Annotated in this window: 22 protein-coding genes and 1 riboswitch; of the genes, 11 read left to right on the forward strand and 11 right to left on the reverse strand. The window is 74.4% G+C overall.

All coding sequences use genetic code 11. From position 1 onward, the window contains the following. Window positions 1-6 precede the first annotated feature (6 nt). Complete coding sequence (locus tag AB0E14_RS13555; protein WP_362415852.1) at window positions 7-786, reverse strand: alpha/beta hydrolase; 780 nt, start codon at window positions 784-786, stop codon at window positions 7-9. A gap of 88 nt (window positions 787-874) precedes the next feature. On the opposite strand from AB0E14_RS13555, the gene AB0E14_RS13560 reads away from it, so the two are divergent. From AB0E14_RS13560 to AB0E14_RS13580, 5 genes are all read left to right on the forward strand, one after another. Beyond that, window positions 875-2281: a PLP-dependent aminotransferase family protein gene (locus tag AB0E14_RS13560; protein WP_362415854.1), complete on the forward strand. Its 1407-nt coding sequence runs from the start codon at window positions 875-877 to the stop codon at window positions 2279-2281. Window positions 2282-2311: 30 nt separating this feature from the next. Then, window positions 2312-2785 carry an Rrf2 family transcriptional regulator gene (locus tag AB0E14_RS13565; RefSeq protein WP_362415985.1) on the forward strand — a complete coding sequence of 158 codons (474 nt, stop codon included), beginning with the start codon at window positions 2312-2314 and terminating at the stop codon, window positions 2783-2785. A 68-nt stretch (window positions 2786-2853) separates the two neighbouring features. Next, on the forward strand, window positions 2854-4182 hold the full coding sequence (locus tag AB0E14_RS13570; protein WP_362415856.1) for an MFS transporter: 1329 nt from the start codon (window positions 2854-2856) through the stop codon (window positions 4180-4182). Next, window positions 4179-4649 carry a RidA family protein gene (locus AB0E14_RS13575; RefSeq protein WP_362415858.1) on the forward strand — a complete coding sequence of 157 codons (471 nt, stop codon included), beginning with the start codon at window positions 4179-4181 and terminating at the stop codon, window positions 4647-4649. The genes AB0E14_RS13570 and AB0E14_RS13575 overlap by 4 nt, the downstream gene beginning before the upstream one ends. A 75-nt stretch (window positions 4650-4724) precedes the next feature. Next, window positions 4725-5105 carry a hypothetical protein gene (locus AB0E14_RS13580; RefSeq protein WP_362415860.1) on the forward strand — a complete coding sequence of 127 codons (381 nt, stop codon included), beginning with the start codon at window positions 4725-4727 and terminating at the stop codon, window positions 5103-5105. Here the strand turns inward: AB0E14_RS13580 and AB0E14_RS13585 are convergent. Further along, entirely contained in the window at window positions 5102-5740 is a 639-nt protein-coding gene (locus AB0E14_RS13585) for a hypothetical protein (protein ID WP_362415862.1), read from the reverse strand. The two genes, AB0E14_RS13580 and AB0E14_RS13585, sit on opposite strands and share 4 nt — an antisense overlap. A gap of 255 nt (window positions 5741-5995) precedes the next feature. Here AB0E14_RS13585 and AB0E14_RS13590 point away from each other — a divergent pair, with 255 nt between their 5' ends. Then, the gene (locus AB0E14_RS13590) at window positions 5996-6964 is read left to right on the forward strand and encodes an ATP-binding cassette domain-containing protein (protein ID WP_362415864.1); all 969 of its coding nucleotides are present in this window, start codon (window positions 5996-5998) and stop codon (window positions 6962-6964) included. Continuing rightward, window positions 6961-7827, forward strand: coding sequence for an ABC transporter permease (locus AB0E14_RS13595; RefSeq protein ID WP_362415866.1), 867 nt, complete (start codon window positions 6961-6963; stop codon window positions 7825-7827). The genes AB0E14_RS13590 and AB0E14_RS13595 overlap by 4 nt, the downstream gene beginning before the upstream one ends. 69 nt (window positions 7828-7896) lie before the next feature. Here the strand turns inward: AB0E14_RS13595 and AB0E14_RS13600 are convergent, their stop codons facing one another. The 4 genes from AB0E14_RS13600 to AB0E14_RS13615 form a co-directional block, all read right to left on the reverse strand. Beyond that, window positions 7897-8268, reverse strand: coding sequence for a VOC family protein (locus AB0E14_RS13600; protein ID WP_362415868.1), 372 nt, complete (start codon window positions 8266-8268; stop codon window positions 7897-7899). An 86-nt stretch (window positions 8269-8354) separates the two neighbouring features. Continuing rightward, on the reverse strand, window positions 8355-8789 hold the full coding sequence (locus AB0E14_RS13605) for a universal stress protein (protein ID WP_362415870.1): 435 nt from the start codon (window positions 8787-8789) through the stop codon (window positions 8355-8357). A gap of 52 nt (window positions 8790-8841) precedes the next feature. Further along, window positions 8842-9468, reverse strand: a complete 627-nt coding sequence (locus tag AB0E14_RS13610) for an FMN reductase (RefSeq protein ID WP_362415872.1) — start codon at window positions 9466-9468, stop codon at window positions 8842-8844. A 3-nt stretch (window positions 9469-9471) separates the two neighbouring features. After that, window positions 9472-10590: an LLM class flavin-dependent oxidoreductase gene (locus AB0E14_RS13615; RefSeq protein WP_362415874.1), complete on the reverse strand. Its 1119-nt coding sequence runs from the start codon at window positions 10588-10590 to the stop codon at window positions 9472-9474. Window positions 10591-10760: 170 nt separating this feature from the next. Between AB0E14_RS13615 and cbiE the strand changes: the two genes are divergently transcribed. Together cbiE and cobM are read left to right on the forward strand one after the other, a co-directional pair. Continuing rightward, window positions 10761-12008, forward strand: coding sequence for a precorrin-6y C5,15-methyltransferase (decarboxylating) subunit CbiE (cbiE, locus tag AB0E14_RS13620; protein ID WP_362415876.1), 1248 nt, complete (start codon window positions 10761-10763; stop codon window positions 12006-12008). Next, window positions 12005-12754, forward strand: a complete 750-nt coding sequence (gene cobM, locus AB0E14_RS13625) for a precorrin-4 C(11)-methyltransferase (protein WP_362415878.1) — start codon at window positions 12005-12007, stop codon at window positions 12752-12754. Before cbiE ends, cobM begins: the two co-directional genes overlap by 4 nt. Window positions 12755-13017: 263 nt before the next feature. On the opposite strand, the gene AB0E14_RS13630 is transcribed toward cobM, so the two are convergent. Beyond that, window positions 13018-14148 carry a cobalt-precorrin-5B (C(1))-methyltransferase gene (locus AB0E14_RS13630; protein WP_362415883.1) on the reverse strand — a complete coding sequence of 377 codons (1131 nt, stop codon included), beginning with the start codon at window positions 14146-14148 and terminating at the stop codon, window positions 13018-13020. Window positions 14149-14187: 39 nt separating this feature from the next. Between AB0E14_RS13630 and AB0E14_RS13635 the strand changes: the two genes are divergently transcribed. After that, window positions 14188-14934, forward strand: a complete 747-nt coding sequence (locus AB0E14_RS13635; RefSeq protein ID WP_362415885.1) for a cobalt-precorrin-6A reductase — start codon at window positions 14188-14190, stop codon at window positions 14932-14934. Window positions 14935-14943: 9 nt separating this feature from the next. Here the strand turns inward: AB0E14_RS13635 and AB0E14_RS13640 are convergent, their stop codons facing one another. Genes AB0E14_RS13640 through AB0E14_RS13650 form a run of 3 tightly spaced genes read right to left on the reverse strand, consistent with a single transcriptional unit; the run spans window position 14944 to window position 18562 of the window. Further along, window positions 14944-16455 (reverse strand): precorrin-2 C(20)-methyltransferase, encoded by a 1512-nt coding sequence (locus AB0E14_RS13640; RefSeq protein ID WP_362415887.1) that lies wholly within the window; start codon window positions 16453-16455, stop codon window positions 14944-14946. Then, window positions 16452-17087, reverse strand: a complete 636-nt coding sequence (locus AB0E14_RS13645; RefSeq protein ID WP_362415987.1) for a precorrin-8X methylmutase — start codon at window positions 17085-17087, stop codon at window positions 16452-16454. The genes AB0E14_RS13640 and AB0E14_RS13645 overlap by 4 nt, the downstream gene beginning before the upstream one ends. Window positions 17088-17101: 14 nt before the next feature. Continuing rightward, window positions 17102-18562 (reverse strand): cobalamin biosynthesis protein CobG, encoded by a 1461-nt coding sequence (locus AB0E14_RS13650; protein WP_362415889.1) that lies wholly within the window; start codon window positions 18560-18562, stop codon window positions 17102-17104. 58 nt (window positions 18563-18620) lie between these two features. After that, a riboswitch (cobalamin riboswitch) is annotated at window positions 18621-18754 on the forward strand. A gap of 76 nt (window positions 18755-18830) precedes the next feature. Here AB0E14_RS13650 and cobN point away from each other — a divergent pair. Next, on the forward strand, window positions 18831-22433 hold the full coding sequence (cobN, locus tag AB0E14_RS13655) for a cobaltochelatase subunit CobN (protein ID WP_362415891.1): 3603 nt from the start codon (window positions 18831-18833) through the stop codon (window positions 22431-22433). Here the strand turns inward: cobN and abc-f are convergent. Beyond that, on the reverse strand, window positions 22430-24013 hold the full coding sequence (gene abc-f / locus AB0E14_RS13660; protein ID WP_362415893.1) for a ribosomal protection-like ABC-F family protein: 1584 nt from the start codon (window positions 24011-24013) through the stop codon (window positions 22430-22432). The genes cobN and abc-f overlap by 4 nt on opposite strands. Between the last annotated feature and the right edge of the window lie 44 nt (window positions 24014-24057).

Consider the following 24057-nt stretch of genomic DNA (forward strand, 5'->3'; position numbering starts at 1 on the left):
CCCCGCTCAGAGGGTGTCGAGGAACCCGGCGAGTGCCGCGTCGAACTCCTCCGGCCGCTCCAGATTCGGCATGTGCGCCGCCCGCTCGACGACCACGAGCGTGGAGTGCGGCAGCGCCGCGTGCATCGCCTCCGCGTCCGCGACCGGCGTGAACGCGTCGTCCCGGCCGACCACGATCAGGGCCGGTACGGAGACGGTGGTGAGCAGCGCGCGGTAGTCGGGACGCTCGGCCCGCCCGCGCAGCGCGGCCGCCGCGCCCTCCGGATTGGTGCCGAGCATCATCCGGCGCACGTGGGGCGCGGCGTGCGTGTTGTACGGCGCGACCATCCGGTCCAGGACCTCGTCGGCGTACCCCCGCATGCCCTCGCGGACCAGCCGCTCGGCCATGGCGCGGCGCCCGGCCCGGCCCTCCGCGGTCTCGGCCGCGGGGAAGGTGTCGGCGAGGACCAGACCGCGGATCCGGCCGGGGAACAGGCGGTAGCACTCCATGACGATCTGGCCGCCCATGGAGAGCCCGCCGAGGACGAACTCCTCGACGCCCAGGCGGTCGAGGAGCGCGGCGAGGTCGCCCGCGAAGACGGAGAGCGGGGTGGTGCCGGGGACGACGGTGGTGGCGCCGTAGCCGCGCAGGTCGGGGGCGACGACCCGGTGGGTGGCCGAGAAGCGCTCGATCTGGGGCCGCCACATCGAGCGGTCGAAGGGGTGGCCGTGGACCAGCACGAGCGCGGGGCCCGTGCCCTGGTCCTCGTAGCCGATGGTGATTCCGTCGATCTCTGCGGAAGGCATGCTCGGAAGGCTAGGCAGCGGCTTCTGCTCGGTGCAATGGGATCCTTTGCTCTCGGTGCAATGAGGCGCTGGTGGAGGAGGGCGGGCGATGGAGGAGTACCGGCGGATCGCCGATCTGTTCGCGCGGCGGATCGCGGACGGGCGGCTGCGTCCGGGGGACCGGCTGCCCCCGCAGCGGGTGCTCGCGCGGCGCCACCGGATCGCCAACTCCACGGCGATCCGGGTGTACGGCGAGCTGGCGCGGCGCGGCCTGGTCGTCGGTGAGGTGGGGCGCGGGACGTTCGTACGGGCGGCTCCCCCGCCGCCGGGCGCCGGGCTCGCGCTCGCCGAGCCGGCCGGCGACGCGCCCGTCGACCTCCAGCTCAACTACCCGGTGGCGGAGGGGCAGTCGGAGCTGATGGCGCGGGCGCTCGCGGCGCTCGCCCGCGCCGACGTGCTGGGCGAGCAGACCAGCCTCCCGGCGGCGGCCACCGGCACGGCGGAGGCACGGTCCGCCGCCGCGCGGGTCCTCGCGCGGCCGGGCTGGGCGCCGGACCCCGACCGGGTGCTCTTCGCGGGCAACGGCCGCCAGGCCATCGCGGCGGCGCTCTCCGCGCTCGTCCCTCCCGGCGGCGCGCTCGGTATCGAGGCGCTGACATATCCGCTGGTCAAGACGGTGGCGGAGCGGCTCGGGGTGCGGCTCGTGCCGATCGGGCTCGACGGGGAGGGGATGCGTCCCGACGCGCTGGCGGCGGCCCACCGCGCGGGCCCGCTCGCCGCCGTGTACGTCCAGCCGACCCTGCACAACCCGCTGTCCCTGACGGCGAGTCCGGGACGCAGGGCCGAACTGGCTGACGTGCTGCGGGAGTCGGGGCTCACCGCGATCGAGGACACCACCTGGGCCTTCCTCGTCCCGGACGCCCCCGCGCCGCTCGCGGCGCACGCCCCGGAGCGGGTGGTGCTCGTGGACAGCCTCTCCAAGCGCCTCGCGCCCGGCCTCACCGTCGGCCACCTGGTCGCGCCGGACGCCCCCATGGTGCAGGAGCTCGCGCGGGCGCTGCGCTCGGGGGCGTGGACGGCGGGCGGGCTCGCGCTCGCGGCGGCGACCCGGTGGGCGGCGGACGGCACGGTCGACGCGCTCGTGGCGGCGAAGCGCGCGGACGCGGCGGCCCGGCACGCGCTGATGGCGCGGCACGTGGGCGGGTACCGGATCCGTACGTCCCCGCACGCGTACTACTGCTGGTGGGAGCTGCCGGCGCCGTGGCGCGCGGAGACCTTCGTGGCCGCGGCGGCCGAGCGGGGCATCGCGCAGACCCCGGGCCCGTCCTTCGCGGTCGACGGGCGGGGCGCGGGAGGCGGCGGCCGGCCCGTACCGGGGCGCGGGCTCGCGCGGGGCGCGGCGGACGCGGTCCGCGTGGGGCTTGCCTCGCCGCCGCTGCCGGTCCTGGAGCGGGCGCTCGCGCGCCTCGCGGAGCTGGCGGAACGGGGTCCGGACGGAACGGGGTTGCCTCGCTAATCCTGGACGTCTAGTATCCAGAATATGAGGATGAACGAAGGCGTCGAGTGGGCGATGCACAGCTGCCTCAACCTGGCCTGGATCGGGCCGGAGCGGGCGGTGACGGCGGCGCGGCTCGCCGCGTACCACGAGCTGCCCGCGGCCTACCTCAACAAGCAGCTCCAGGCGCTCTCCCGGGCCGGGATCCTCAGCTCCACCTCCGGCCCCAAGGGGGGCTTCCGGCTGGCGCGACCGCTGGACCGGATCACCCTGATGGACGTCGTCGCGGCGATCGAGGGCACGGAGGAGGCCTTCCGCTGCAGCGAGATCCGGCAGCAGGGTCCGGGCGCGGGCCCCGCGGACGGATACGCCGCCGAGTGCGCGATCGCGGGTGCGATGGGGGCGGCGGAGCTGGCCTGGCGCCGGGAGCTGGCCGCCCGGACGCTGGACGGCGTACGGGAGCAGGCGGAACGTCAGGCGCCGGCGGCCCCGGACCGTATCCGCCGCTGGTTCGCGAACGTCTGAGCCGTCGTTCGGTACGGATTCGAGCCGACGCGTGGGGTGTCGGCCCTTTCTTCAGGGGGTGATTCTGGATGTTAGATGTCCAGATTAAAAAGGGCGGCGACCGCCGCACCGGCTCGGGGCCGCTGCGGGTCGGGGCGGTCACGCTCGGGATCTTCACCGTCATGACGGCCGAGTTGCTCCCGGTCGGGCTGCTCACCCCGGTCGCGGCCGACCTCGGGGTCTCCCCCGGCACGGCGGGCCTGATGGTGACCGTGCCGGGCCTGGTGGCCGCCGTGTCGGCCCCGCTGATCGCGCTGCGCGCGGCCGGATACGACCGGCGGACCGTCCTGGTCCTGCTGATGGCCCTGGTCGCCGCCGCGAACCTCGGGACCGCCCTGGCCGGGCACTTCGCGGTCGTCCTCGGCGCCCGGGCCCTGCTCGGGGTCGCCATCGGCGGCTTCTGGGCCCTCGCGGGCGGCCTCGCGCCCCGGCTCGTCCCGGCCGCCGGGGTGGGCCGGGCCACCGCCGTCATCTTCGGCGGGGTCTCGGCCGCTTCCGTGCTCGGCGTACCGGCGGCCACGGCAGCGGCGGAATGGACCGGCTGGCGAGGGGCGTTCGCCGGGACGGGGGTGGTGGCGTTGCTGGCGACGGGGGCACTGGCGGCGCTCCTGCCCGCCCTCCCGGGAGCGCCCGCCGCGCGGCGCTCCGGCGGACGGATCGCGGGGCGCGAGGGGGTGCGGATCCCCGGGCGCCGAGGGCTACGGAGCGCCGGCCGCGAGGGGGTGCGGGTCGCGGGGCGCGAGGCTGTGCGGTTCGCGGGCCGCCGGTGGGTGCGGATCCCCGGGCTGCTCGACCTGCCGCGCCGCCATGTGCCTGTGCGCGTCGGCCTCCTGCTCACCCTCCTCCTCGTGACCGGCCACTTCCTCGCGTACTCCTTCGTGCGGCCCGTCCTCGCCGAACACGCCCACGTGCCCGAGCGGTTCCTCGGGCCGCTCCTGCTCGGCTACGGGATCGCGGGCGTCGCGGGGAACTTCCTCGCCGGGCCCCGGGCCGCCCGATCCCCCGCCCGCACCCTCGCCGCCCTCGGCGCGGGACTGACCGTCGCGCTCCTGGCCCTCGCCCTCGCGGGCGGTACGCCCCCGGCGGGTGCGGCGCTGCTGATCCTGTGGGGGCTCGCGTACGGCGGGGTCTCCGTCGGGCTGCAGTCCTGGCTCATGGCCGTCGCCGCGCCCGAGGACCTGGAGACCGCGACGGCCCTGCAGGTCAGCGTCTTCTGCCTCTCCATCGCGCTCGGCGCCCTCCTCGGCGGGCTGATCACCGACGCGACCACGTTCACCGCGGTGCTCGCCACGGGCGCCGCGCTCACCCTGGCCGCCTGCCTGACGGCCGTACTCTCCGGAAGGAAGCCCTCCCGATGAGCACCGACACCACCACCGACACCACCCACGCCACGACGACCGCCACGACCGACTCCACGCCCACCGACCGGCGCACCATCACCAACCCCGCGACCCTCCACGACCCGTCGCCCTTCGGCTACAGCCACGCCGTCTCCGCCCCCGGCGAACTCGTCTTCATCGGCGGCCAGTACGCCTCCGACCGGACCGGCGCGCCCGTCCCCGGGGACTTCGCCGCCCAGGTCGAGCTGGCCTTCACCAACCTCCGGCTCGCCCTCGAAGGAGCCGGGCTCGGCTTCGAGCACGTCGTGCGCCTCGGGTCGTACATCGTCGATCACGACCTCGCCAAGCTGGAGGTGCTCGGCCAGGCGCTGCACGGCGCGTTCGGCGAGCGGCTGCCCGCGCAGACGCTGAGCGGCGTCGCCGCCCTGGCGCTGCCCGGGATGCTCTTCGAGATCGACGCGGTCGCGGTACGGCCCGCGGGCTGAGCCGCCCGGTTGCGCGGGCGGGCGCTCCGGGTGTGCCCTTGAGGGTGAGGGGGCGAGAGCGAAGGAGCGCCTGCCATGGCCGCACACGCAGCGGTACCGACGCGACGGCAGCTGAGCACCCACGGCCTGGTCCTGCCCGTGACGCTGGGCCTCGCCTACGGCATCTACGCCGCCGCCATCCAGCGCTCCGGGGGCGTCATCACCTGGGGCCAGGTCCTGCTCGGCGTGGTCTCGGGCCTCGTCCTCGCGGGGGCGGTGTACGCGGTGCGGCAGTGGGGCCACGTCCTGCCCCGCGAACTGCACGCGGCGGCCTGGGCGGTGGTCGCCGGCTGCGCGATCGGCTTCCTGTTCAGCCTGTCCGGCGCGAGCATCCTGTCCGGGGTGATCCTCGGCCTGATCGTGGCGGCGGGCACCCTCGTCACCGCCTTCTACCTCCTCTACACGCACGAGCCCTAGACCGAGCCCTGGACCGAGCCCTGGACGCGGGTCCGGCGGCAGGAGCGCCTGCGGGAGTACGCCACCGCCACGGCGGCGAGCAGCGGGGCCCAGGCCGCCAACGGCAGGTAGCAGACGAGGAAAAGGACCTCCTGGAACCCGTCCGCCACGTGGATGCCCTCCACGTCCCGCGCGATCCCCGAGACCGCCACGTAGGTGTACCAGCCCGTCAGGGCGAAGAGCCCGGCCGCCCCGCCCAGTGCGGCGGCGGTCGCGCCGCGCCGGGACACCGGCCGCCCGCCGAGCAGCGGCAGGCGGCGCGGGTAGACCTCGCCCCAGGAGCGGACCAGGCCGAGCGTCAGGAAGGCCAGCAGCTCGGCGACGACGGTCAGCACGATCTGGAAGACGTCCTGCCCGAGCGTGGGGGCGTCGACGGTGGCGACCGGCAGCCTCAGGCTCAGGGCGATCCGCCAGATCCCGGAGGGCAGGACGAGCAGCGGCACGGCATGGGCGGCGACGGCGGCCCAGCGGGGCACGTCCGGCAGCGCGTCGATCCTCAGCGGCTTCCTCAGGAGCTCCGTCAGAGGCTTCCTCGGAGTCGGAGTCGGAGTCGGAGTCGGCGTCGGCGCCGTCGGCGTCGTCGGTGAGAGCGTCATGGGCGTCAGCGTGGCGTGCGGGTGCCATCCAGGGCGTCGGCCCGACGGCCCGACCGGCTCCCCCGCGCGGCGGAGGCGGCGCTCCTCCCCGCCGCCCGACCGGCGCCGATGCCGTCCCGGACGGTGCTCCGGCCGCCCGGTCCCCCTCCGCGTACACGCGTTCCCCCTGGCATCCCGTGGGCAACCGTCGGAGACTGGTCGGAGCGGGCCCGCACCCGGCAAGGGGACCCGTATCCGGCAGCGGGAGGACAGCGCATGACCGACCTCGCCATCGAGACGGAGGGCCTGGTCAAGGTCTTCGGCACGAACCGTGCCGTCGACGGCATCGACCTCCGCGTACCGGCAGGGACGGTCTACGGCGTCCTCGGCCCCAACGGCGCCGGCAAGACCACGGCCGTCAAGATGCTCGCGACCCTGCTGCGCCCCGACGGCGGCCGGGCCCGGGTCTTCGGCAACGACGTCGTGAGGGACGCCGACACCGTGCGCGGGCGCGTCAGCCTCACCGGCCAGTACGCCTCCGTGGACGAGGACCTGACCGGCACCGAGAACCTCGTCCTGCTCGGCAGGCTCCTCGGCCACACGCGTCCGGCCGCCCGCGAGCGCTCGGCGCAGCTCCTCGAGGCCTTCGGGCTCGCGGAGGCGGCGGACAAGCAGATCAAGAACTACTCGGGCGGCATGCGGCGCCGGATCGACATCGCCGCGTCCATCCTGAACACCCCCGACCTGCTCTTCCTCGACGAGCCGACGACCGGCCTCGACCCGCGCTCGCGCAACCAGGTCTGGGACATCGTCCGGGCGGTGGTCGCCCAGGGCACCACGGTCCTGCTCACCACCCAGTACCTGGACGAGGCCGACCAGCTGGCCTCCCGGATCGCCGTCATCGACCACGGCAAGGTGATCGCGGAGGGCACGAAGGGCGAGCTGAAGGCGTCCGTGGGCTCGGGCTCGGTGCACGTACGGCTCCGGGACCCCGAGCAGCGCCCGGAGGCCGAGCGGGTCCTCAGGGAGGCGCTGAAGGCCACCGTGCAGCTCGATCAGGACCCGGTCGCGCTCACCGCCACCGTCAACGGCCACGGCACGGACCTGGGCGCCGCGGAGCAGGCCGCCCGGGCGCTGTCGGAGCTGGCGCGGGCGGGCATCACGGTCGACAACTTCGGGCTCGGCCAGCCCAGCCTCGACGAGGTGTTCCTGGCGCTGACGGACAGGAAAGGAACGGCGGCATGACCACCGTCACCACCGGCAAGGACCCGCAAGGCACCGACACCCTCGACTTCGTCGCCCCGAAGGCGGACGAGCTCGCGGCGCTGCTCGTCGGGCAGACCCGCCCGCCGCGCCCGAGCGCGCTCTCGGCGTCGCTGACCTTCGGCTGGCGGGCCATGCTGAAGATCAAGCACGTGCCGGAGCAGTTGTTCGACGTGACGGCGTTCCCGATCATGATGGTGCTGATGTACACGTACCTCTTCGGGGGCGCGCTGGCCGGTTCGGCCTCGGCGTACATCCAGTTCCTGCTGCCGGGCATCCTCGTGATGAGCGTCGTCATGATCACGATGTACACGGGTGTCTCGGTCAACACGGACATCGAGAAGGGCGTCTTCGACCGGTTCCGTACGCTGCCGATCTGGCGCCCCGCGCCGATGGTCGGCTATCTCCTCGGCGACGTGGTGCGCTATCTGATCGCCTCGGCGGTGATGCTCTCGGTCGGCATGATCATCGGCTACCGCCCGGAGGGCGGAGTGGTCGGCGTGCTGCTCGGGGTCGCGCTGCTGGTGGTCTTCTCGTTCGCGTTCTCGTGGATCTGGACCATGTTCGGGCTGCTGCTGCGCAGCGAGAAGTCGGTCATGGGCGTCAGCATGATGGTGATCTTCCCGCTGACGTTCCTGTCCAACGTCTTCGTCGACCCGAAGACGATGCCCGGCTGGCTGCAGGCCTTCGTGAACAACAGCCCGGTGACGCATCTGGCGACGGCGGTACGGGAATTGATGGCCGGGAACTGGCCGGCGGCGGACATCGCCTGGTCGCTGGGGTGGTCGGCGGCGCTGGTGGTGGTCTTCGGTGCGATCACCATGCGGCTCTACAACCGCAAGTGACCAACCGCAAGTGACCAACCGCGAGTGACCAACCGCGAGTGACCAACCACAAGTGACCACCGGCCTGGGTCACTTCCCGCGCGGGGTGATCTGCTGGACCGCCCAGCGGTTGCCGTCCGGGTCGGCGAAGTAGACGAAGGAGCCCCACGGCTGGTCGTCGATCGCGGTGACCTCGACACCCCGCCCGGACAGGTCGGCGTGGGCCGCCTCGATGTCGGAGACCACGACCTGCATGTTGTCGAGGGAGCCCGGCTTCATCTCGGTGATGCCCTTGCCGAACGCGATCGAGCAGGCGGAGCCGGGCGGGGTCATCTGGACGAAGCGGACGTCCTCGTTGACCGTCACGTCGTGGTCGGCGTGGAAGCCGACCTTCTCGTAGAAGGCCTTGGCCCGGTCGATGTCGGTGACGGGCACGCCGATCAGTTCGAGCTTGATGTCCATGAGGGCATCATGCGCCCGCTCGGCGCGCGCCGCTCCCCGAATGCGGAACTGTTCCCCGGCCGCGCGGGCTCCTCGCCCCGGACGGGCTATACGGGCTCCTCGCCCCGGACCACGACCACCGGACACGGCGCGTGCTGGGTCACATGGGTGGAGACGGAGCCCAGGACCGCCGCCTTGAAGCCCGCGTAGCCGCGGTCGCCGACGACCAGCAGGGACGCGCCCTGGGCCTGGTCGAGCAGGGCCTGGGCCGGGTTGCCGCCGACGACCGTGCGGGTGACCGTGGCCGCGACGGCCGGGGCGAGCGCCTCGGCCAGGGACTGGTCCAGGATCTCCTTCGCGAGCCGCTCCGGGTCGAACTCCGGCGGCACTCCGGGCATGAGCGTCGCCCAGGACGCCGGGTACTCCCAACTGGACACCACCTGGAGCTCGTCCCCGGTGAGGGCGGCCTGCCCGGCCGCCCACCGCAGCGCCTTGAGGGACGGTTCCGAACCGTCGACGCCCACCACGATCCTGCCGGCCATGTCGGTCTCCGTTCGCTGGATCACGCATCCGCCCCCAACGTAACAAAGACGCTCAATCCAGGCGCAGGTCGGCGAGCTGGCGCTCGAAGGGGACGACCTCGTCGTCGTCCGCCGCGCCCGCCGGGCCCCTGGCCGCGACCATGTCGGCGAGTTCGTGCCCGGCCCGGGCGATCCGGGACGGCAGGCCGTCCGTCCACTCGTCGCCGCCCGAACCCCAGTCCTCCGAGGCCGCGTAGACGGCCGTCGGGGCGACGAGGGCCCGCAGATAGGCGAAGAGCGGGCGCAGCGCGTGGTCGAGGACGAGCGAGTGCCGGGCCGTGCCGCCGGTCGCGCCGATCAGCACGGGCCTGCCGGTCAGCGCGGCCGGGTCGATCAGGTCGAAGAAGGACTTGAACAGGCCGCTGTAGGAGGCGGTGAAGACGGGCGTCACCGCGATCACCCCGTCGGCGCCGGTCACCGCGTCGATCGCGGCCTGGAGCTGCCCGGAGGGGAAGCCGGTCACGAAGTTCTTCGCGATGTCGACGGCGAGGTCGCGCAGTTCGACCACCTGGACCTCGACGACGTACTCCTGCTCGATCAGCCGCTGCTCGGCCGCCTTGGCGAGCCGGTCCGCGAGCAGCCGGGTGGAGGAGGGCGCGCTGAGTCCGGCGGACACGGCGACCAGCTTCAGGGTCTGCATGGCTCAAGCCTCCTGCTTCTGCTGCGCGGCCTGCTGGCCGGCCTTCTGCGTGGCCTTCTGCTGTACGGCGGGGTGGAGCGGGGCGGTCTCCGGGACGCCGGCGGGCCGCAGGTTGGCGAACTCCTTGCGCAGCACCGGGACGACCTCCTCGCCGAGGAGGTCGAGCTGCTCCAGGACGGTCTTCAGGGGCAGGCCGGCGTGGTCGACCAGGAAGAGCTGGCGCTGGTAGTCGCCGACGTACTCGCGGAAGGACAGGGTGCGTTCGATGACCTCCTGCGGGGAGCCGACGGTCAGCGGGGTCTCGCGGGTGAACTCCTCCAGGGAGGGGCCGTGGCCGTAGACCGGAGCGTTGTCGAAGTACGGGCGGAACTCCCGTACGGCGTCCTGGGAGTTCTTGCCGATGAAGATCTGGCCGCCGAGGCCGACGATGGCCTGCTCGGGGGTGCCGTGGCCGTAGTGGGCGTACCGCTGGCGGTAGAGGCGGACCATCTTCTCGGTGTGCTGCTTGGGCCAGAAGATGTGGTTGGCGAAGAAGCCGTCGCCGTAGTACGCGGCCTGCTCGGCGATCTCGGGGGAGCGGATCGAGCCGTGCCAGACGAACGGCGGGACGTCGTCCAGCGGGCGGGGCGTCGCGGTGAAGCCCTGGAGGGCGGTGCGGAACTTGCCCTCCCAGTCGACCACGTCCTCCCTCCACAGCCTGTGGAGGAGCGCGTAATTCTCGATGGCGAGCGGGATGCCCTGGCGGATGTCCTGGCCGAACCACGGGTAGACGGGACCGGTGTTGCCGCGCCCCATCATCAGGTCCACGCGGCCGTCGGCGAGGTGCTGGAGGGTCGCGTAGTCCTCGGCGATCTTCACCGGGTCGTTGGTGGTGATCAGCGTGGTGGAGGTGGAGAGGATCAGGTTCTCGGTCCGCGCCGCGATGTGCCCGAGGAGGGTGGTCGGGGAGGACGGGACGAAGGGCGGGTTGTGGTGCTCGCCGGTTGCGAAGACGTCGAGCCCGACCTCTTCCGCCTTGAGCGCGATGGCGACGGTGTTCTTGATCCGCTCGTGCTCGGTCTGGGTGCGGCCGGTCGTGGGGTCGGTCGTCACGTCGCCGACGGTGAAGATCCCGAACTGCATCGTGCTCACCTCTCGCTGGGGCGCCGCTCTCGGAGCCAGTAGTTGAACCTTAAACCATCACGCTCAACCGTGCACCCGGGTCCTGTATTCCGCGTGCCGCACGTTACCGGATAGTTATCCGCTTTAGCGCCCCGGATGTCGCCGGGCGGCCTCCCGTAGAGTTCGCCGACGTGAGCACCAGCACCGTTCCTCCGGCCGCGATATCCGTCGTCGGGATCGGCGCGGACGGCTGGGACGGCCTTCCCGCGCGGTCCCGCCGCGTCCTGGGCGCCGCCGAGGTCCTCATCGGAGGCGTCCGGCAGCTCGATCTGCTGCCCGCCGCCGAGTGCCAGGGCGAGCGGATCGCCTGGCCCTCGCCGCTGCGGCCCGCCGTGCCCGGCCTCCTCGCCGCCCACGAGGGCCGCGCCGTGGCCGTCCTCGCCAGCGGGGACCCCACCTTCTACGGGATCGGGCGCACCCTCGCCGAGACGGTGGGAGCCGAGCGCCTGGACGTCCTGCCGCACCCCTCCTCCGTCGCGTACGCCTGCGCCCGCCTGGGCTGGGCCGGGGAGGCCGTGGAGACGGTCTCGCTGGTGGGCCGGCCCCTCGCGGGGCTCTCCGCCGCCCTGCACGACGGCCGTCGCCTCCTCGTGCTGAGCGCGGACGGCACGACTCCGGGCGAGGTCGCGGGCCTGCTGCGGGAGAAGGGCTTCGGCGACAGCCGGATGCGGGTCCTGGAGCAGCTCGGCTCGGACCGCGAGCGGACGGTCGACGCCACGGCGGAGACCTGGCCGCAGGCGGGGCCGGTGGACGCCCTGAACGTGATCGCCCTCGACCTCGTCCGCTCCCCTGACGCGCCGCGGCTCGGCGCCGTACCCGGTCTGCCGGACGACGCGTACGAGCACGACGGCCAGCTCACCAAGCGCTACGTCCGCGCGGCGACGCTCGCCGCGCTCGCGCCCGCGCCGGGCGAGCTGCTCTGGGACATCGGCGGCGGCTCGGGCTCGATCGGCATCGAGTGGATGCGGACGCACCGCTCCTGCCGGGCGGTGGCGGTGGAGAAGTCCCCGGCGCGGGCGGCCCGGATCACGCGCAACGCCACGAGCCTGGGCGTCCCGGCGCTCCAGGTGGTGACCGCCGCGGCCCCGGACGGCCTCGCGGCCCTCCCGGCCCCCGACGCGATCTTCATCGGCGGCGGCCTGACCGCCCCGGGCCTGCTCGAAGCCTGCTGGGCGGCGCTGCCCACGGGCGGGAGGCTGGTCGCGAACACCGTGACCCTGGAGTCCGAGGCGCTGCTCGCGCGGTGGTACGGCGAGCACGGCGGGGAGCTGGTCAGGCTCGCCGTCGCCCAGGCCGTCCCGGTGGGCGGTTTCACCGGCTGGCGACAGGCGATGCCGGTCACGCAGTGGTCCGTAACGAAAGCAGGAGCTGGAGCATGACCGTCTACTTCATCGGCGCGGGCCCGGGTGCGGCCGACCTGATCACGCTGCGCGGCGCCCGTGCGCTGGCATCGTGCGGGGTGTGCCTGTACGCGGGCTCCCTGGTGCCGCGCGAGCTGCTCGCCGAGTGCCCGCCGGACGCGCGCCTGGTGGACACGGCGGACCTGGACCTGGACCGGATCGAGGCCGAGTTCGTCCGCGCCCACGAGGCGGGCCAGGACGTGGCGCGGCTGCACTCGGGCGACCCGTCGGTCTTCAGCGCGGTGGCGGAGCAGATGCGGCGCCTGGACGCGCGGGGCATCCCGTACGAGGTCGTGCCGGGAGTCCCGGCCTTCGCGGCGGCCGCGGCGGCGCTCAAGCGGGAGCTGACGGTCCCGACGGTGGGCCAGACGGTGATCCTGACCCGGATCGCCCAGCAGGCGACCCCGATGCCGGAGGGCGAGGACCTGGCGACCCTCGGCCGCAGCGGCGCCCTGCTCGTCCTCCACCTGGCGGCCCGCTACGTCGACCGGGTCGTCGCCGAGCTGACCCCGCACTACGGCACGGACTGCCCGGCGGCGGTCGTGGCGATGGCCAGCCGCCCGGACGAGGTCGTGCTGCGGGGCACCCTGGCGGACATCGCCGAACAGACGAAGGCGGCCGGCATCACGAAGACGGCGGTCATCCTGGTCGGCCGCACCCTCGCGGCCTCCCAGTTCCGCGACAGCCACCTCTACGACCCGGCCCGCGACCGCCACACCTGCTGACGCCGGAGCGGACACACGAAGGCCGGGCCCCGCGAGGGACCCGGCCTTCGTTCGGTCATCGCCACAGCTCAGGCGTTGGGCCGCTTGCCGTGGTTGGCCTTCTTCTTCTTACGGGCCCGCCTCTTGTTGCCGCGCTTCGCCATGGGACTCCCTCTCCAACGGGGTTTTGTCCAGGTAAGCCTAGATTCGGGAAGCGGGGGCCGCATCCGGTGGCAGGCGGCTCCCGGAGCCCTCGGGGAGCCCTCCGGGAGCGCCCTGCGGGCTCAGGCCGCCCGCGAAGGCCCAGCCGGGGACGAGCGGCCGACGACCGTGCCCGCGCGGTCGATGCAGATGACGTCCACCGTGACCGGGGCGCCGCGCAGGACCGTGAGGGACTCGTCGCGGGCCCGGGCGGCGACCAGGTCGCCGAGGGGGACGCCGGCGGACTCGCAGAGGCGCAGGGCCGCGAGGCCCGTGTTGGCCGCCGCGATCTCCCCGGCCAGGGCGTCGCTCGCGCCGCCCGTGCGGGCCAGGTCGGCGAGGAAGGCCTTGTCGACCTGGGAGCGGGCGGAGTGGAGGTCCAGGTGGCCCGCGGCCAGCTTGGAGAGCTTGGCGAAGCCGCCGCAGATCGTCAGGCGGTCCACGGGGTGGCGGCGGATGTACTTCAGGACCGCGCCCGCGAAGTCGCCCATGTCGAGCAGGGCGATCTCCGGCAGGTCGTAGAGCGTCGTCACCGTCCTCTCCGAGGTGGAGCCGGTGCAGCCCGCCACGTGGCTCAGGCCCGCCGCGCGGGCCACGTCCACGCCCCGGCGGATCGAGTCGATCCACGCCGAGCAGGAGTACGGCACGACCACGCCCGTCGTGCCCAGGATCGACAGGCCGCCCAGGATCCCGATCCGCGGGTTCCACGTCGAGCGGGCGATCTCCTCGCCGTGGTCCACGGAGACCGTGATCTCCACGTCGCCGCCGCCCCCGTGCGCCGCCGCCACCTCCGCCACGTGGTCGCGCATCATCTGGCGCGGGACCGGGTTGATCGCCGGCTCGCCGACCTCCAGGGGCAGGCCCGGCAGCGTGACCGTACCGACGCCGGGACCGGCCCGGAAGACCACACCGGAGCCGGCCGGCAGGAGCCGTACCGTCGAGCGGATCAGCGCGCCGTGCGTGACGTCCGGGTCGTCGCCCGCGTCCTTCACGACCGCCGCCATCGCCGCTCCGCCGGTCAGCTCCTCCGCCGCGAGCGCGAACGCGGGCCGCTGGCCCTTCGGCAGCGTGATCGTCACCGGGTCGGGGAAGTCGCCGGTGAGCAGCGCCGTGTACGCGGCCGTCGTCGCCGCCGTCGCGCAGGCACCGGTCGTCCAGCCGGGCCGCAGACCGGTGTGCTTGAGTTGGGCGTCTCGCCCGCCGCCCGCACTCACGAAGGGACCCCCGTGACTCCCATGACTCCCGTGGCTCCCGTGCACGTACTCATTCTCGGCGGGACCAGCGAGGCCCGCGCCCTCGCCGAGCGCCTGCACGGCACGGACGGCGGCACCGTACGCGTCACCAGCTCCCTCGCCGGCCGCGTCGCCGCGCCCCGGCTGCCCGCCGGTGAGGTCCGGATCGGCGGGTTCGGCGGCGTGGACGGGCTCGTGGCCTGGGTGCGCGAGCACCACGTGGACGCGGTCATCGACGCCACCCATCCCTTCGCGGAGACCATCAGCTTCAACGCGGCCGGGGCGGCCGCCACCGCCCATGTTCCCCTGCTGGCCCTGCGCCGCCCCGGCTGGGTCCCGGAGGCCGGGGACGACTGGCACCCGGTCGGCTCCCTGGCCGAGGCCGCGCGGGCCCTGGACCGGCTGGGGGACCGGGTGTTCCTGACGACAGGCCGCATGGGGCTCGCCGCCTTCGCCGACCGCCCCGAGTGGTTCCTGGTCCGCTCCGTCGACGCGCCCGAGCCGCCGATGCCCGCCCGCACCGAAGTCCTCCTGGACCGGGGCCCGTTCACGCTGGAGGGCGAGCGGGAGCTGCTGCGCCGCCACCGCGTCGACGTCCTCGTCACCAAGGACAGCGGCGGCGCCGCGACCGCCCCCAAGCTCCGCGCCGCCCGCGAGGCCGGCGTCCCGGTGGTCGTCGTCCGCCGCCCGCCCGTCCCTGAGGGCGTGGAAACGGCCGCCTCCGTCACGGAGGCCGCCGCTTGGGTCCGTGTGCGTGCCGAGGCCTGACCTGACGCGTCAGGCCTCCGGGTAGCGCCGGGGCGTCCAGGTGATCGTGCGGCCGTCGGCGCGCTCCACCGCCCGTGTCTGCGACGAGCCGATCAGCAGCAGCGTGCGCATGTCGACCTCGCTCGGCTCCAGCGTCTTCAGGGTCACCACCCGCACCGACTGCTCCGGGCCGCCGACGTCCCGCGCGACGACCACCGGCGTCTCGGGCGAGCGGAGTTCGAGCAGCAGCTCACGGGCGGCCGCCACCTGGTGCGTACGGGACTTGGAGCCCGGGTTGTACAGCGCCAGGACCAGGTCCGCCTCGGCCGCCGCGCGCAGCCGGGCGGCGATGACCTCCCAGGGCTTGAGCCGGTCGGAGAGCGAGATCGTGGCGTAGTCGTGGCCGAGCGGGGCGCCCGCGGCGGCAGCCGCCGCGTTCGCGGCCGTCACCCCCGGCAGGACCCGCACCGGGACGTCCGCGTACCGCTCCTCGGAGGCGACCTCCAGGACCGCCGTCGCCATGGCGAAGACGCCCGGGTCGCCGCCCGAGACGACCGCGACCCGGTGCCCGCGCCGGGCCAGGTCGAGCGCGAACTCGGCGCGTTCGGACTCGACCTTGTTGTCCGAGCCGTGCCGCCGCTGCCCGGGGCGCAGCACCGGGACCCGGTCGAGGTAGGTGGTGTAGCCGACGAGGTCGTCGGCGTTGACGAGCGCGCCGCGCGACTCGGGCGTCAGCCAGGGCGCGCCCGCCGGTCCCGTGCCGACGACGACGACCTCGCCCCGCTCCCGTGCCGGCGGGGCCTGGTCGATCCGGGAGGGCAGCACGGCGACCGAGAAGTACGGGACCGTCTCCGGGTCCACGTCCGCCAGGGTCCCGGTCCGCTCGCCCGCCATGAACGCCCGCTCCACGTACCGCGCGTCCTCCAGCCGGCCCGCCCGCTCCAGGGCGCGCCGCACGGTCGGGAACGTCCGGCCGAGCTTCATCACGACCGCCGAGTCGGTGCCCGCGAGCCGGGCCGTCAGCTCGTCCTCCGGCAGGGTGCCGGGGACGATCGTCAGGACCTCCTCGGCCTCGCACAGCGGCTCCCCGAGCCGGGCGGCGGCGGCGCTCACCGAGGTCACCCCGGGGATGACGGTGGTGTCGTAGCGGTCCGCGAGCCGCTTGTGCATGTGCTGGTACGAGCCGTAGAAGAGCGGGTCGCCCTCGGCGAGCACGGCGACCGTGCGGCCGGCGTCCAGGTGCGCGGCGAGCCGGGCGGCGGCCTGCTCGTAGAAGTCGTCGAGCGCGCCGCGGTAGCCGCCGGGGTGGTCCGTGGTCTCGACCGTGAGCGGGTACATCAGCCGCTCCTCGATGTGGTCGGCCCGGATGTGCTCGGCCGCTATCGAGCGGGCGATGGACCGGCCGTGCCGGGCCGAGTGGTACGCGATCACGTCGGCGGCGGCGATGGCCTTGACCGCGGCGAGCGTGAGCAGCTCCGGGTCGCCGGGCCCGAGGCCGACCCCGTACAGCTTTCCTGTGGTGGGCGTGCCGGGGGTGCTCATGCCTGGATCTCCGCTTCGTGGGCGAGGGCGTTGATCGCCGCGGCGGTCATGGCGCTGCCGCCGCGCCGGCCGCGGACGACGAGGTAGTCGAGGCCGAGGGTCTGGGCCGCCAGGGCGTCCTTGGACTCGGCGGCGCCGATGAAGCCGACGGGTATGCCGAGGACGGCGGCGGGCTTCCCGGCGCCCTTGGCGACCATCTCCAGGAGGTGGAAGAGCGCGGTGGGCGCGTTGCCGATGGCGACGACGGAACCTTCGAGGCGGTCGCGCCAGAGTTCGAGGGCGGCGGCGCTGCGGGTGGTGCCGAGTTCGGCGGCGAGCGCGGGCACGGACGGGTCGGAGAGCGTGCAGACGACCTCGTTGTCGGCGGGCAGCCGCCTGCGGGTGACACCGCTGGCGACCATCTGCGCGTCGCAGAGGATCGGCGCGCCCGCGCGCAGGGCGGCGCGGGCCCGGGAGACGACCTGCGGGGAGTACGCGAGGTCGGCGACCAGGTCGGTCATGCCGCAGGCGTGGATCATGCGGACGGCGACCTGGGCGACGTCGGCGGGCAGACCCGCGAGGTCCGCCTCGGCGCGGATCGTGGCAAAGGACTGGCGGTAGATCTCCGTGCCGTCCTTCTCGTAGTCGAACATCCTGCTGCTCTCGCTCATCTCGTGGTTGCTGTGGGGACGCGGGCCGCCGCGACGGCGTCGGGCAGGGCGGTACGGGGGGTGGGGACGCCGTCGACCAGGTACGCGCCGTCGCCGGTGGCGAGGACGTCGACCCAGGCGCCGTGCGGGTGGCCGCAGCGCCGCTCGCACCCGGAGAAGTACACGGGCAGCCCGCCGGGGCCGTGGCCGCTGCCCGGGGTGGCGTCGGCGCGCACGTCCGCGAGGGACTTCGCGCAGCCGGGGCGCCCGGTGCAGGCGCCGACCCCGGCCCAGGGAGAGCGGGGGTCGGTGACGAGACCGTGGGCGTCGAGCTCGCGCAGCCGGGCCGCGACGGCGCCCGGGTCGGCGAGGCCGGTGACGACGGCCCCGCGCCAGGGCGTGAGCCGCACCTCGCCGCCGCTCGCGGCGAGCGCCCGCAACTGGTCGGCGGTCAGCCGCCCGAGGGGCGCGAGTACGTGGAGGGCCTGGTCGCCGAGGGGCCCGGGGGCGGGCGGCCCGGCGGGTGGAGGGTCCATGGCCGGTAGGGGCTCGGTGACCGTTCCGGGCGCGGGCTCGGCGGCCGTCGCGGGCTTGGGATGGGCGCCCGTCCCCCCGGACTCGGGCTCGGCGGCCGTCGCGGGCTCCGCCGGGACCGCCGGGACCGCCATGACCGCCGGGACCGCCGGGACCGCCGGGACCGCCATGACCGCCGGGAGCACAGGGACCGTCGGGAGCGCAGGGATCGCCGGGACCGCCATGACCGCCGTGATCCCGGCGCCCGCGAGCGCGCCGGGCAGGTCCGGGGCGTGCCCCTCGGGCAGCTCCCGTACGCGCCAGGCGCCGTTCCCGGCGGTGCGGGCGGCGGCCAGGAAGGCCCCGGCGGCGGCGAGCGCGGCCCGGGGCGCGTCGGCGGCGCCGACCCGGACGTCCTGGCCCCCCACCCGTACCCGTACCGACGGGCCTTCTGCGATCAACGTCACATCTCCGCCGAGCCCCGCCACATCGCCCCGCCCGTCGTCCAGGGCGAAGAGGAACCGGCCGGACAGGGCCGCCGTCCACGGCCGGGCGCACAGCAGCGCGTCCAGTTCGCGGGCCCACAACTGCACGTCTCCGTGGCCGAGTCCGTCGAGTCCGGCCGCCGGGGAGGCCACGATGTTCCGGACCCGCTCATGGGTCTCGGAGGGCAGCAGTCCGGCGCCCGAGAGCCGCTCGGCCAGCGCCGCGCCACAGGCCTCGCCGAGCCCGCGCAGCTCCACGTTCCCCCGGGACGTGACACTGACCCGCCCGTCCCCGAGCTCCTCGGCCACCGAGGCCAGAACCAGTACCTGATGAGTCGTCAACAACCCTGCGGGCAGCCGCAGTCGGGCCAGACGTCCGTCGTCGGCGGCGTGCAGTCGAAGCGCCCCGGGGCAGGCGTCACCACGGTCCCGTACGGGCGGTTCGCCCGGGTTGGGACGTGCGGGTGGGGTGGGCGGCATGGCGGCGAGCATACCCACGACGCCGACGGGCCAGACCGGCCCGGCGGACGCACGATCTACTATGCAGATCGGCATGGGGTCCCAGGACCCCGGGGAGGAAGCCCGGTGAGAATCCGGCGCGGTCCCGCCACTGTGAGCCGGGCCCCGCAAGGGTCCCGGTGAGTCAGGAACTCCCTTCCCCAAGCTCTCGGCTTCGCTCGAGCAGGGGAGGCCCCAACCCACACGACCACCCGGGGCGCGGACAACCCCGAGGAAGGCCTGCGCACGCATGCGAATTCTGTTGCTGTCGCACTCCGACACCGACCTGCTCAGCGCCCGCGCGGCCGGCGGCCCGGTCGCCTACCGGTTCGCCAACCCCTCCCGGCTCGCCCCGGACGACCTGCCCGGGCTCCTCGACGAGGCCGACCTCGTCGTCGTCCGCCTCCTCGGCGGGCTGCGGGCGTGGGAGGAGGGCCTGACGGCCGTGCGCGCGGCCGGGAAGCCGGTCGTCGTGCTCTCCGGCGAACAGGCCCCCGACGCCCAGCTCATGGAGGCCTCCACCGTCCCCGTCGGCGTCGCCACCGAGGCCCACGCCTACCTCGCGCACGGCGGCCCGGCCAACCTGGAGCAGCTGGCCCGGTTCCTCGCCGACACCCTGCTGCTGACCGGCCACGGCTTCGAGGCCCCGGCCGCCGCGCCCACCTGGGGCCCGCTGGAGCGCACGGCCCGGACGACCGAGGGCCCGACCATCGCGGTGCTCTACTACCGCGCCCACCACATGAGCGGGAACACCGCCTTCGTCGACGCCCTCTGCTCGGCGATCGAGGACGCGGGCGCCCGCCCCCTGCCGCTCTACGTGGCCTCCCTGCGCGCCCCCGAGCCCGAGCTGATCGAGACGCTGAAGCGCGCGGACGCGATCGTCACCACCGTCCTCGCCGCCGGTGGCACGAAGCCGGCCGAGGCACAGGCGGGCGGCGACGAGGACGCCTGGGACGCGGGCGCGCTCGCCGCCCTCGACGTGCCGATCCTGCAGGCGCTCTGCCTCACCGGCTCGCGGGCCGCCTGGGAGGAGAACGACGAGGGGCTCTCCCCGCTGGACGCCGCCAGCCAGGTCGCCGTGCCCGAGTTCGACGGCCGCCTGATCACCGTGCCGTTCTCCTTCAAGGAGATCGACGAGGACGGGCTCCCCGCGTACGTCGCCGATGCCGAGCGGGCCTCCCGCGTCGCCGGGATCGCGGTCCGCCACGCCCGGCTGCGGCACATCCCGAACGCGGAGAAGAAGCTCGCGCTCGTCCTCTCCGCGTACCCGACGAAGCACTCCCGGATCGGCAACGCGGTCGGCCTGGACACCCCCGCCTCCGCCGTCGCGCTGCTGCGGCGGCTGATCGCCGAGGGGTACGACTTCGGGGCCGAGGCCGACATCCCGGGGATCGTCTCCGGCGACGGCGACGAGCTGATCTACGCCCTGATCGAGGCAGGCGGCCACGACCAGGACTGGCTGACCGAGGAGCAGCTGGCCAAGAACCCGGTCCGCATCCCGGCCGCCGACTACAAGCGCTGGTACGCGCAGCTCCCGGCCGAGCTGCGGGAGGCCGTGGAGGAGCACTGGGGCCCCGCGCCCGGCGAGATGTTCCTCGACCGCTCCCGCAACCCGGAGGGCGACATCGTCCTCGCCGCGCTGCGGCGCGGGAACCTGCTGATCCTCATCCAGCCGCCGCGCGGCTTCGGCGAGAACCCGATCGCGATCTACCACGACCCCGATCTCCCGCCGTCCCACCACTACTTGGCCGCCTACCGCTGGATCGCGGCGCGCGCCGAGGACGGCGGCTTCGGGGCGGACGCCATGGTCCACCTCGGCAAGCACGGCAACCTGGAGTGGCTGCCCGGCAAGAACGCCGGCCTGTCGGCCGCGTGCGGCCCGGACGCGGCGCTCGGTGACATCCCGCTGGTCTACCCGTTCCTCGTCAACGACCCGGGTGAGGGCACGCAGGCCAAGCGGCGCGTGCACGCCACGCTCGTCGACCACCTGGTGCCGCCGATGGCCCGCGCCGACTCGTACGGCGACATCGCGCGCCTGGAGCAGCTGCTCGACGAGTACGCGCAGATCTCCTCCATGGACCCCTCGAAGCTGCCGGCGATCCGGGCGCAGATCTGGACGCTGATCCAGGCGGCCAAGCTCGACCACGACCTGGGCATGGAGGACCGTCCCGAGGACGACGGCTTCGACGACTTCCTGCTGCACGTCGACGGCTGGCTCTGCGAGGTCAAGGACGCTCAGATCCGCGACGGTCTGCACGTGCTCGGCGGGGCGCCGACCGGGCCCGAGCGGGTCAACCTGGTCCTGTCGATCCTGCGCGCCCGGCAGATCTGGGGCGGTACGCAGGCCCTGCCGGGTCTGCGCGAGGCGCTCGGCCTGGACGAGTCGGCCGCGACCCGGACCACCGCCGACGAGGCGGAGGCGACGGCGCGCGCGCTCGTCGAGGCGATGGAGGCCGCCGACTGGTCCGTGGACGCGGTCGCGGGCGTCGCCGCCGCGCACGGCCCGGACGTGGCCGCCGTGCTCCGGTTCGCCGCCGAGCAGGTCGTCCCGCGCCTGGCCGCGACGACCGACGAACTCGCGCACGCCGTGCACGCGCTGAACGGCGGCTTCGTCCCGGCCGGCCCCTCGGGTTCTCCGCTCCGGGGCCTGGTCAACGTGCTGCCGACGGGCCGGAACTTCTACTCCGTCGACCCCAAGGCCGTCCCCTCCCGTCTTGCCTGGGAGACCGGCCAGGCGCTCGCCGACTCGCTCCTGTCGCGCTACCGCGCCGACAACGGCGAGTGGCCCACCTCCGTCGGGCTCTCCCTCTGGGGTACGAGCGCGATGCGCACGGCCGGTGACGACGTCGCCGAGGCGCTCGCCCTCCTGGGCGTCCGCCCCACCTGGGACGACGCCTCGCGCCGGGTGAACGGCCTGGAACCGGTCCCGCTCGCCGAGCTGGGCCGCCCGCGCATCGACGTCACGCTGCGCATCTCGGGCTTCTTCCGGGACGCGTTCCCGCACGTCATCGGGGTCCTCGACGACGCCGTACGGCTGGCCGCCGGGCTCGACGAGCCGGCCGCGGACAACTACGTACGGGCGCACGCGCAGGCGGACCTCGCCGAGCACGGCGACGAGCGGCGCGCGACCACCCGGATCTTCGGCTCGCGGCCCGGCACCTACGGCGCGGGCATCCTCCAGCTGATCGACTCGCGCGACTGGCGGACGGACGCGGACCTCGCCGAGGTGTACACGGTCTGGGGCGGCTACGCCTACGGCCGCGGGCTCGAAGGCCGCCCGGCGCGGGCCGAGATGGAGACGGCGTACAAGCGGATCGCGGTCGCGGCGAAGAACACGGACACCCGCGAGCACGACATCGCCGACTCCGACGACTACTTCCAGTACCACGGCGGCATGGTCGCGACCGTCCGCGCGCTCACGGGCACCGCGCCCGAGGCGTACATCGGCGACTCCACCCGCCCGGAGACCGTCCGTACCCGGACGCTGGTCGAGGAGACCTCGCGGGTCTTCCGGGCCCGCGTGGTCAACCCGAAGTGGATCGAGGCGATGCGCCGCCACGGCTACAAGGGCGCGTTCGAGCTGGCGGCGACGGTCGACTACCTCTTCGGCTACGACGCGACGACCGGGGTCGTCGCCGACTGGATGTACGACAAGCTCACCGAGACGTACGTCCTCGACCCGGAGAACCAGGCCTTCCTGAAGGAGGCCAACCCCTGGGCCCTGCACGGCATCGCGGAGCGCCTCCTGGAGGCCGAGTCGCGCGGCATGTGGGAGAAGCCGGACCCCGAGACCCTGGCCGCCCTGCGCCAGGTGTTCCTGGAGTCGGAGGGCGACCTGGAGGGCGACGACTAGGCGGTCACGACGGCTTCCGGGGTCAGTTCGAGGCGGCGGCCCCGGAAGCCGGTCCGGATCCTGCGGTCGTGGGTGACGATCACCAGGGTGCCGGGGTAGTGGGCGAGCGCGGCCTCCATCTCCTCCACCAGGCCGGGGGCGAGGTGGTTGGTCGGTTCGTCGAGGAGGAGCAGGTCCGCAGGGCGGGTGACCAGGCGGGCCAGTTCCAGCTTCCGGCGCTGTCCGGTGGACAACTCCCGTACGGGTACGGCCAGATCGGCGGCGGTGAAGAGCCCGAGCCGCAGCAGCTCGTCCTCCCGGCCCGCCCCGAAGGCCTCCGCCACGGTGCGCGGGTCGTCGGGCAGGGCGGTGTCCTGGTGGAGCGTCCCGACCCGGCGCGGGGCCGTCACCGTCCCGCTGTCCGGGGTGAGTTCGCCCGCGAGGACCTTCAGGAGGGTGGACTTTCCGGCGCCGTTGGGGCCGGTGACGAGGAGCCGCTCGCCGGGGGCCAGGTGCAGGGAGTCCAGTGCGAGGCGCCCCGCCACCCGGACGTCGGTCAGGGCGACCGCGCCGGCCGCCTCGCCCTCGAAGGCGGCGGTGAACCGCAGCGGTTCCGGGGGCGCGGCCACCGGGTTCTCGGTGAGCCGGTGCAGCCTCTCGCGGGCGGCCCGGATCCTGCTCATCGCGCCGTGCGCCCGTGACCTGGCCCGGAAGGCGCCCGCCCCGCTGAAGGCGGCCGGGGCCTTGCGCGGGATGGCGGAGAAGCGGTCGATGGTCGCGTCGGCGAGGGCCGAGTACCGGGCGAGCTCGGCCCGCCACTCCTCGTACTCCCGCTCCCAGCGGGCCCGTTCGGCGGCGCGGCCGGTCAGATAGCCGTCGTAGCCGTTGCCGTACCGGCGTACGGTCCGCAGGTCGTGGTCGACCTCCAGGACGGCGGTGGTGACGCGGTCGAGGAAGGCCCGGTCGTGGGTGACGGCGACGACGGTGCCGCGGTGTGCGCGCAGCCGCTCCTCCAGCCAGTTCACGGCCTCGTCGTCGAGGTCGTTGGTCGGCTCGTCGAGGAGGAGCAGTTCGGGGTCGGCGGCGAGGGTGGCGGCGAGCGCGAGGCGTGAGCGCTGCCCGCCGGAGAGCGTGGCGAGCGGGCGGTCCCGGTCGAGCGGCGCGCGCTCGCCGAGCTGCCGCAGCGTCGTCTCGACGCGCCGGTCGGCGTCCTGGCCGCCCCGTGCCTCGTACGCGGCGAGGAGCGCGGCGTAGCCGTCGAGGTCCCCGCTGCGGTCGAGTTCCGCCTCGGCCGCCCGGATGGCCCGCTCCAGCTCCCGTACGTCGGCGAGCGCGAGGTCGACGGCGTCGCCGACGGTCGCCGTACCCGGGAGGTCCAGGGTCTGGGCGAGGTGGCCGAGGCCGCCGGGGGCCTCGACGGCGACGGTGCCGTTGTCGGGCCGCTCCAGGCCGGCGAGGAGCCGGAGGAGGGTGGACTTGCCGGAGCCGTTGTCGCCGACGACGCCGACGCGCTCGCCGGGCCGGACGGTGAGGGAGACCCGGTCGAGGACCAGCCGGTCGTCGTAGCGCTTGGTGACGTCGGTGAGATGGACACGGAACAAGAGCGACTCCTGTCGTCGACGATCTGATCTGTGAGACGAGACGT

The sequence above is a fragment of the Streptomyces sp. NPDC047981 genome, assembly GCF_040653315.1.
Taxonomy (GTDB): domain Bacteria; phylum Actinomycetota; class Actinomycetes; order Streptomycetales; family Streptomycetaceae; genus Streptomyces.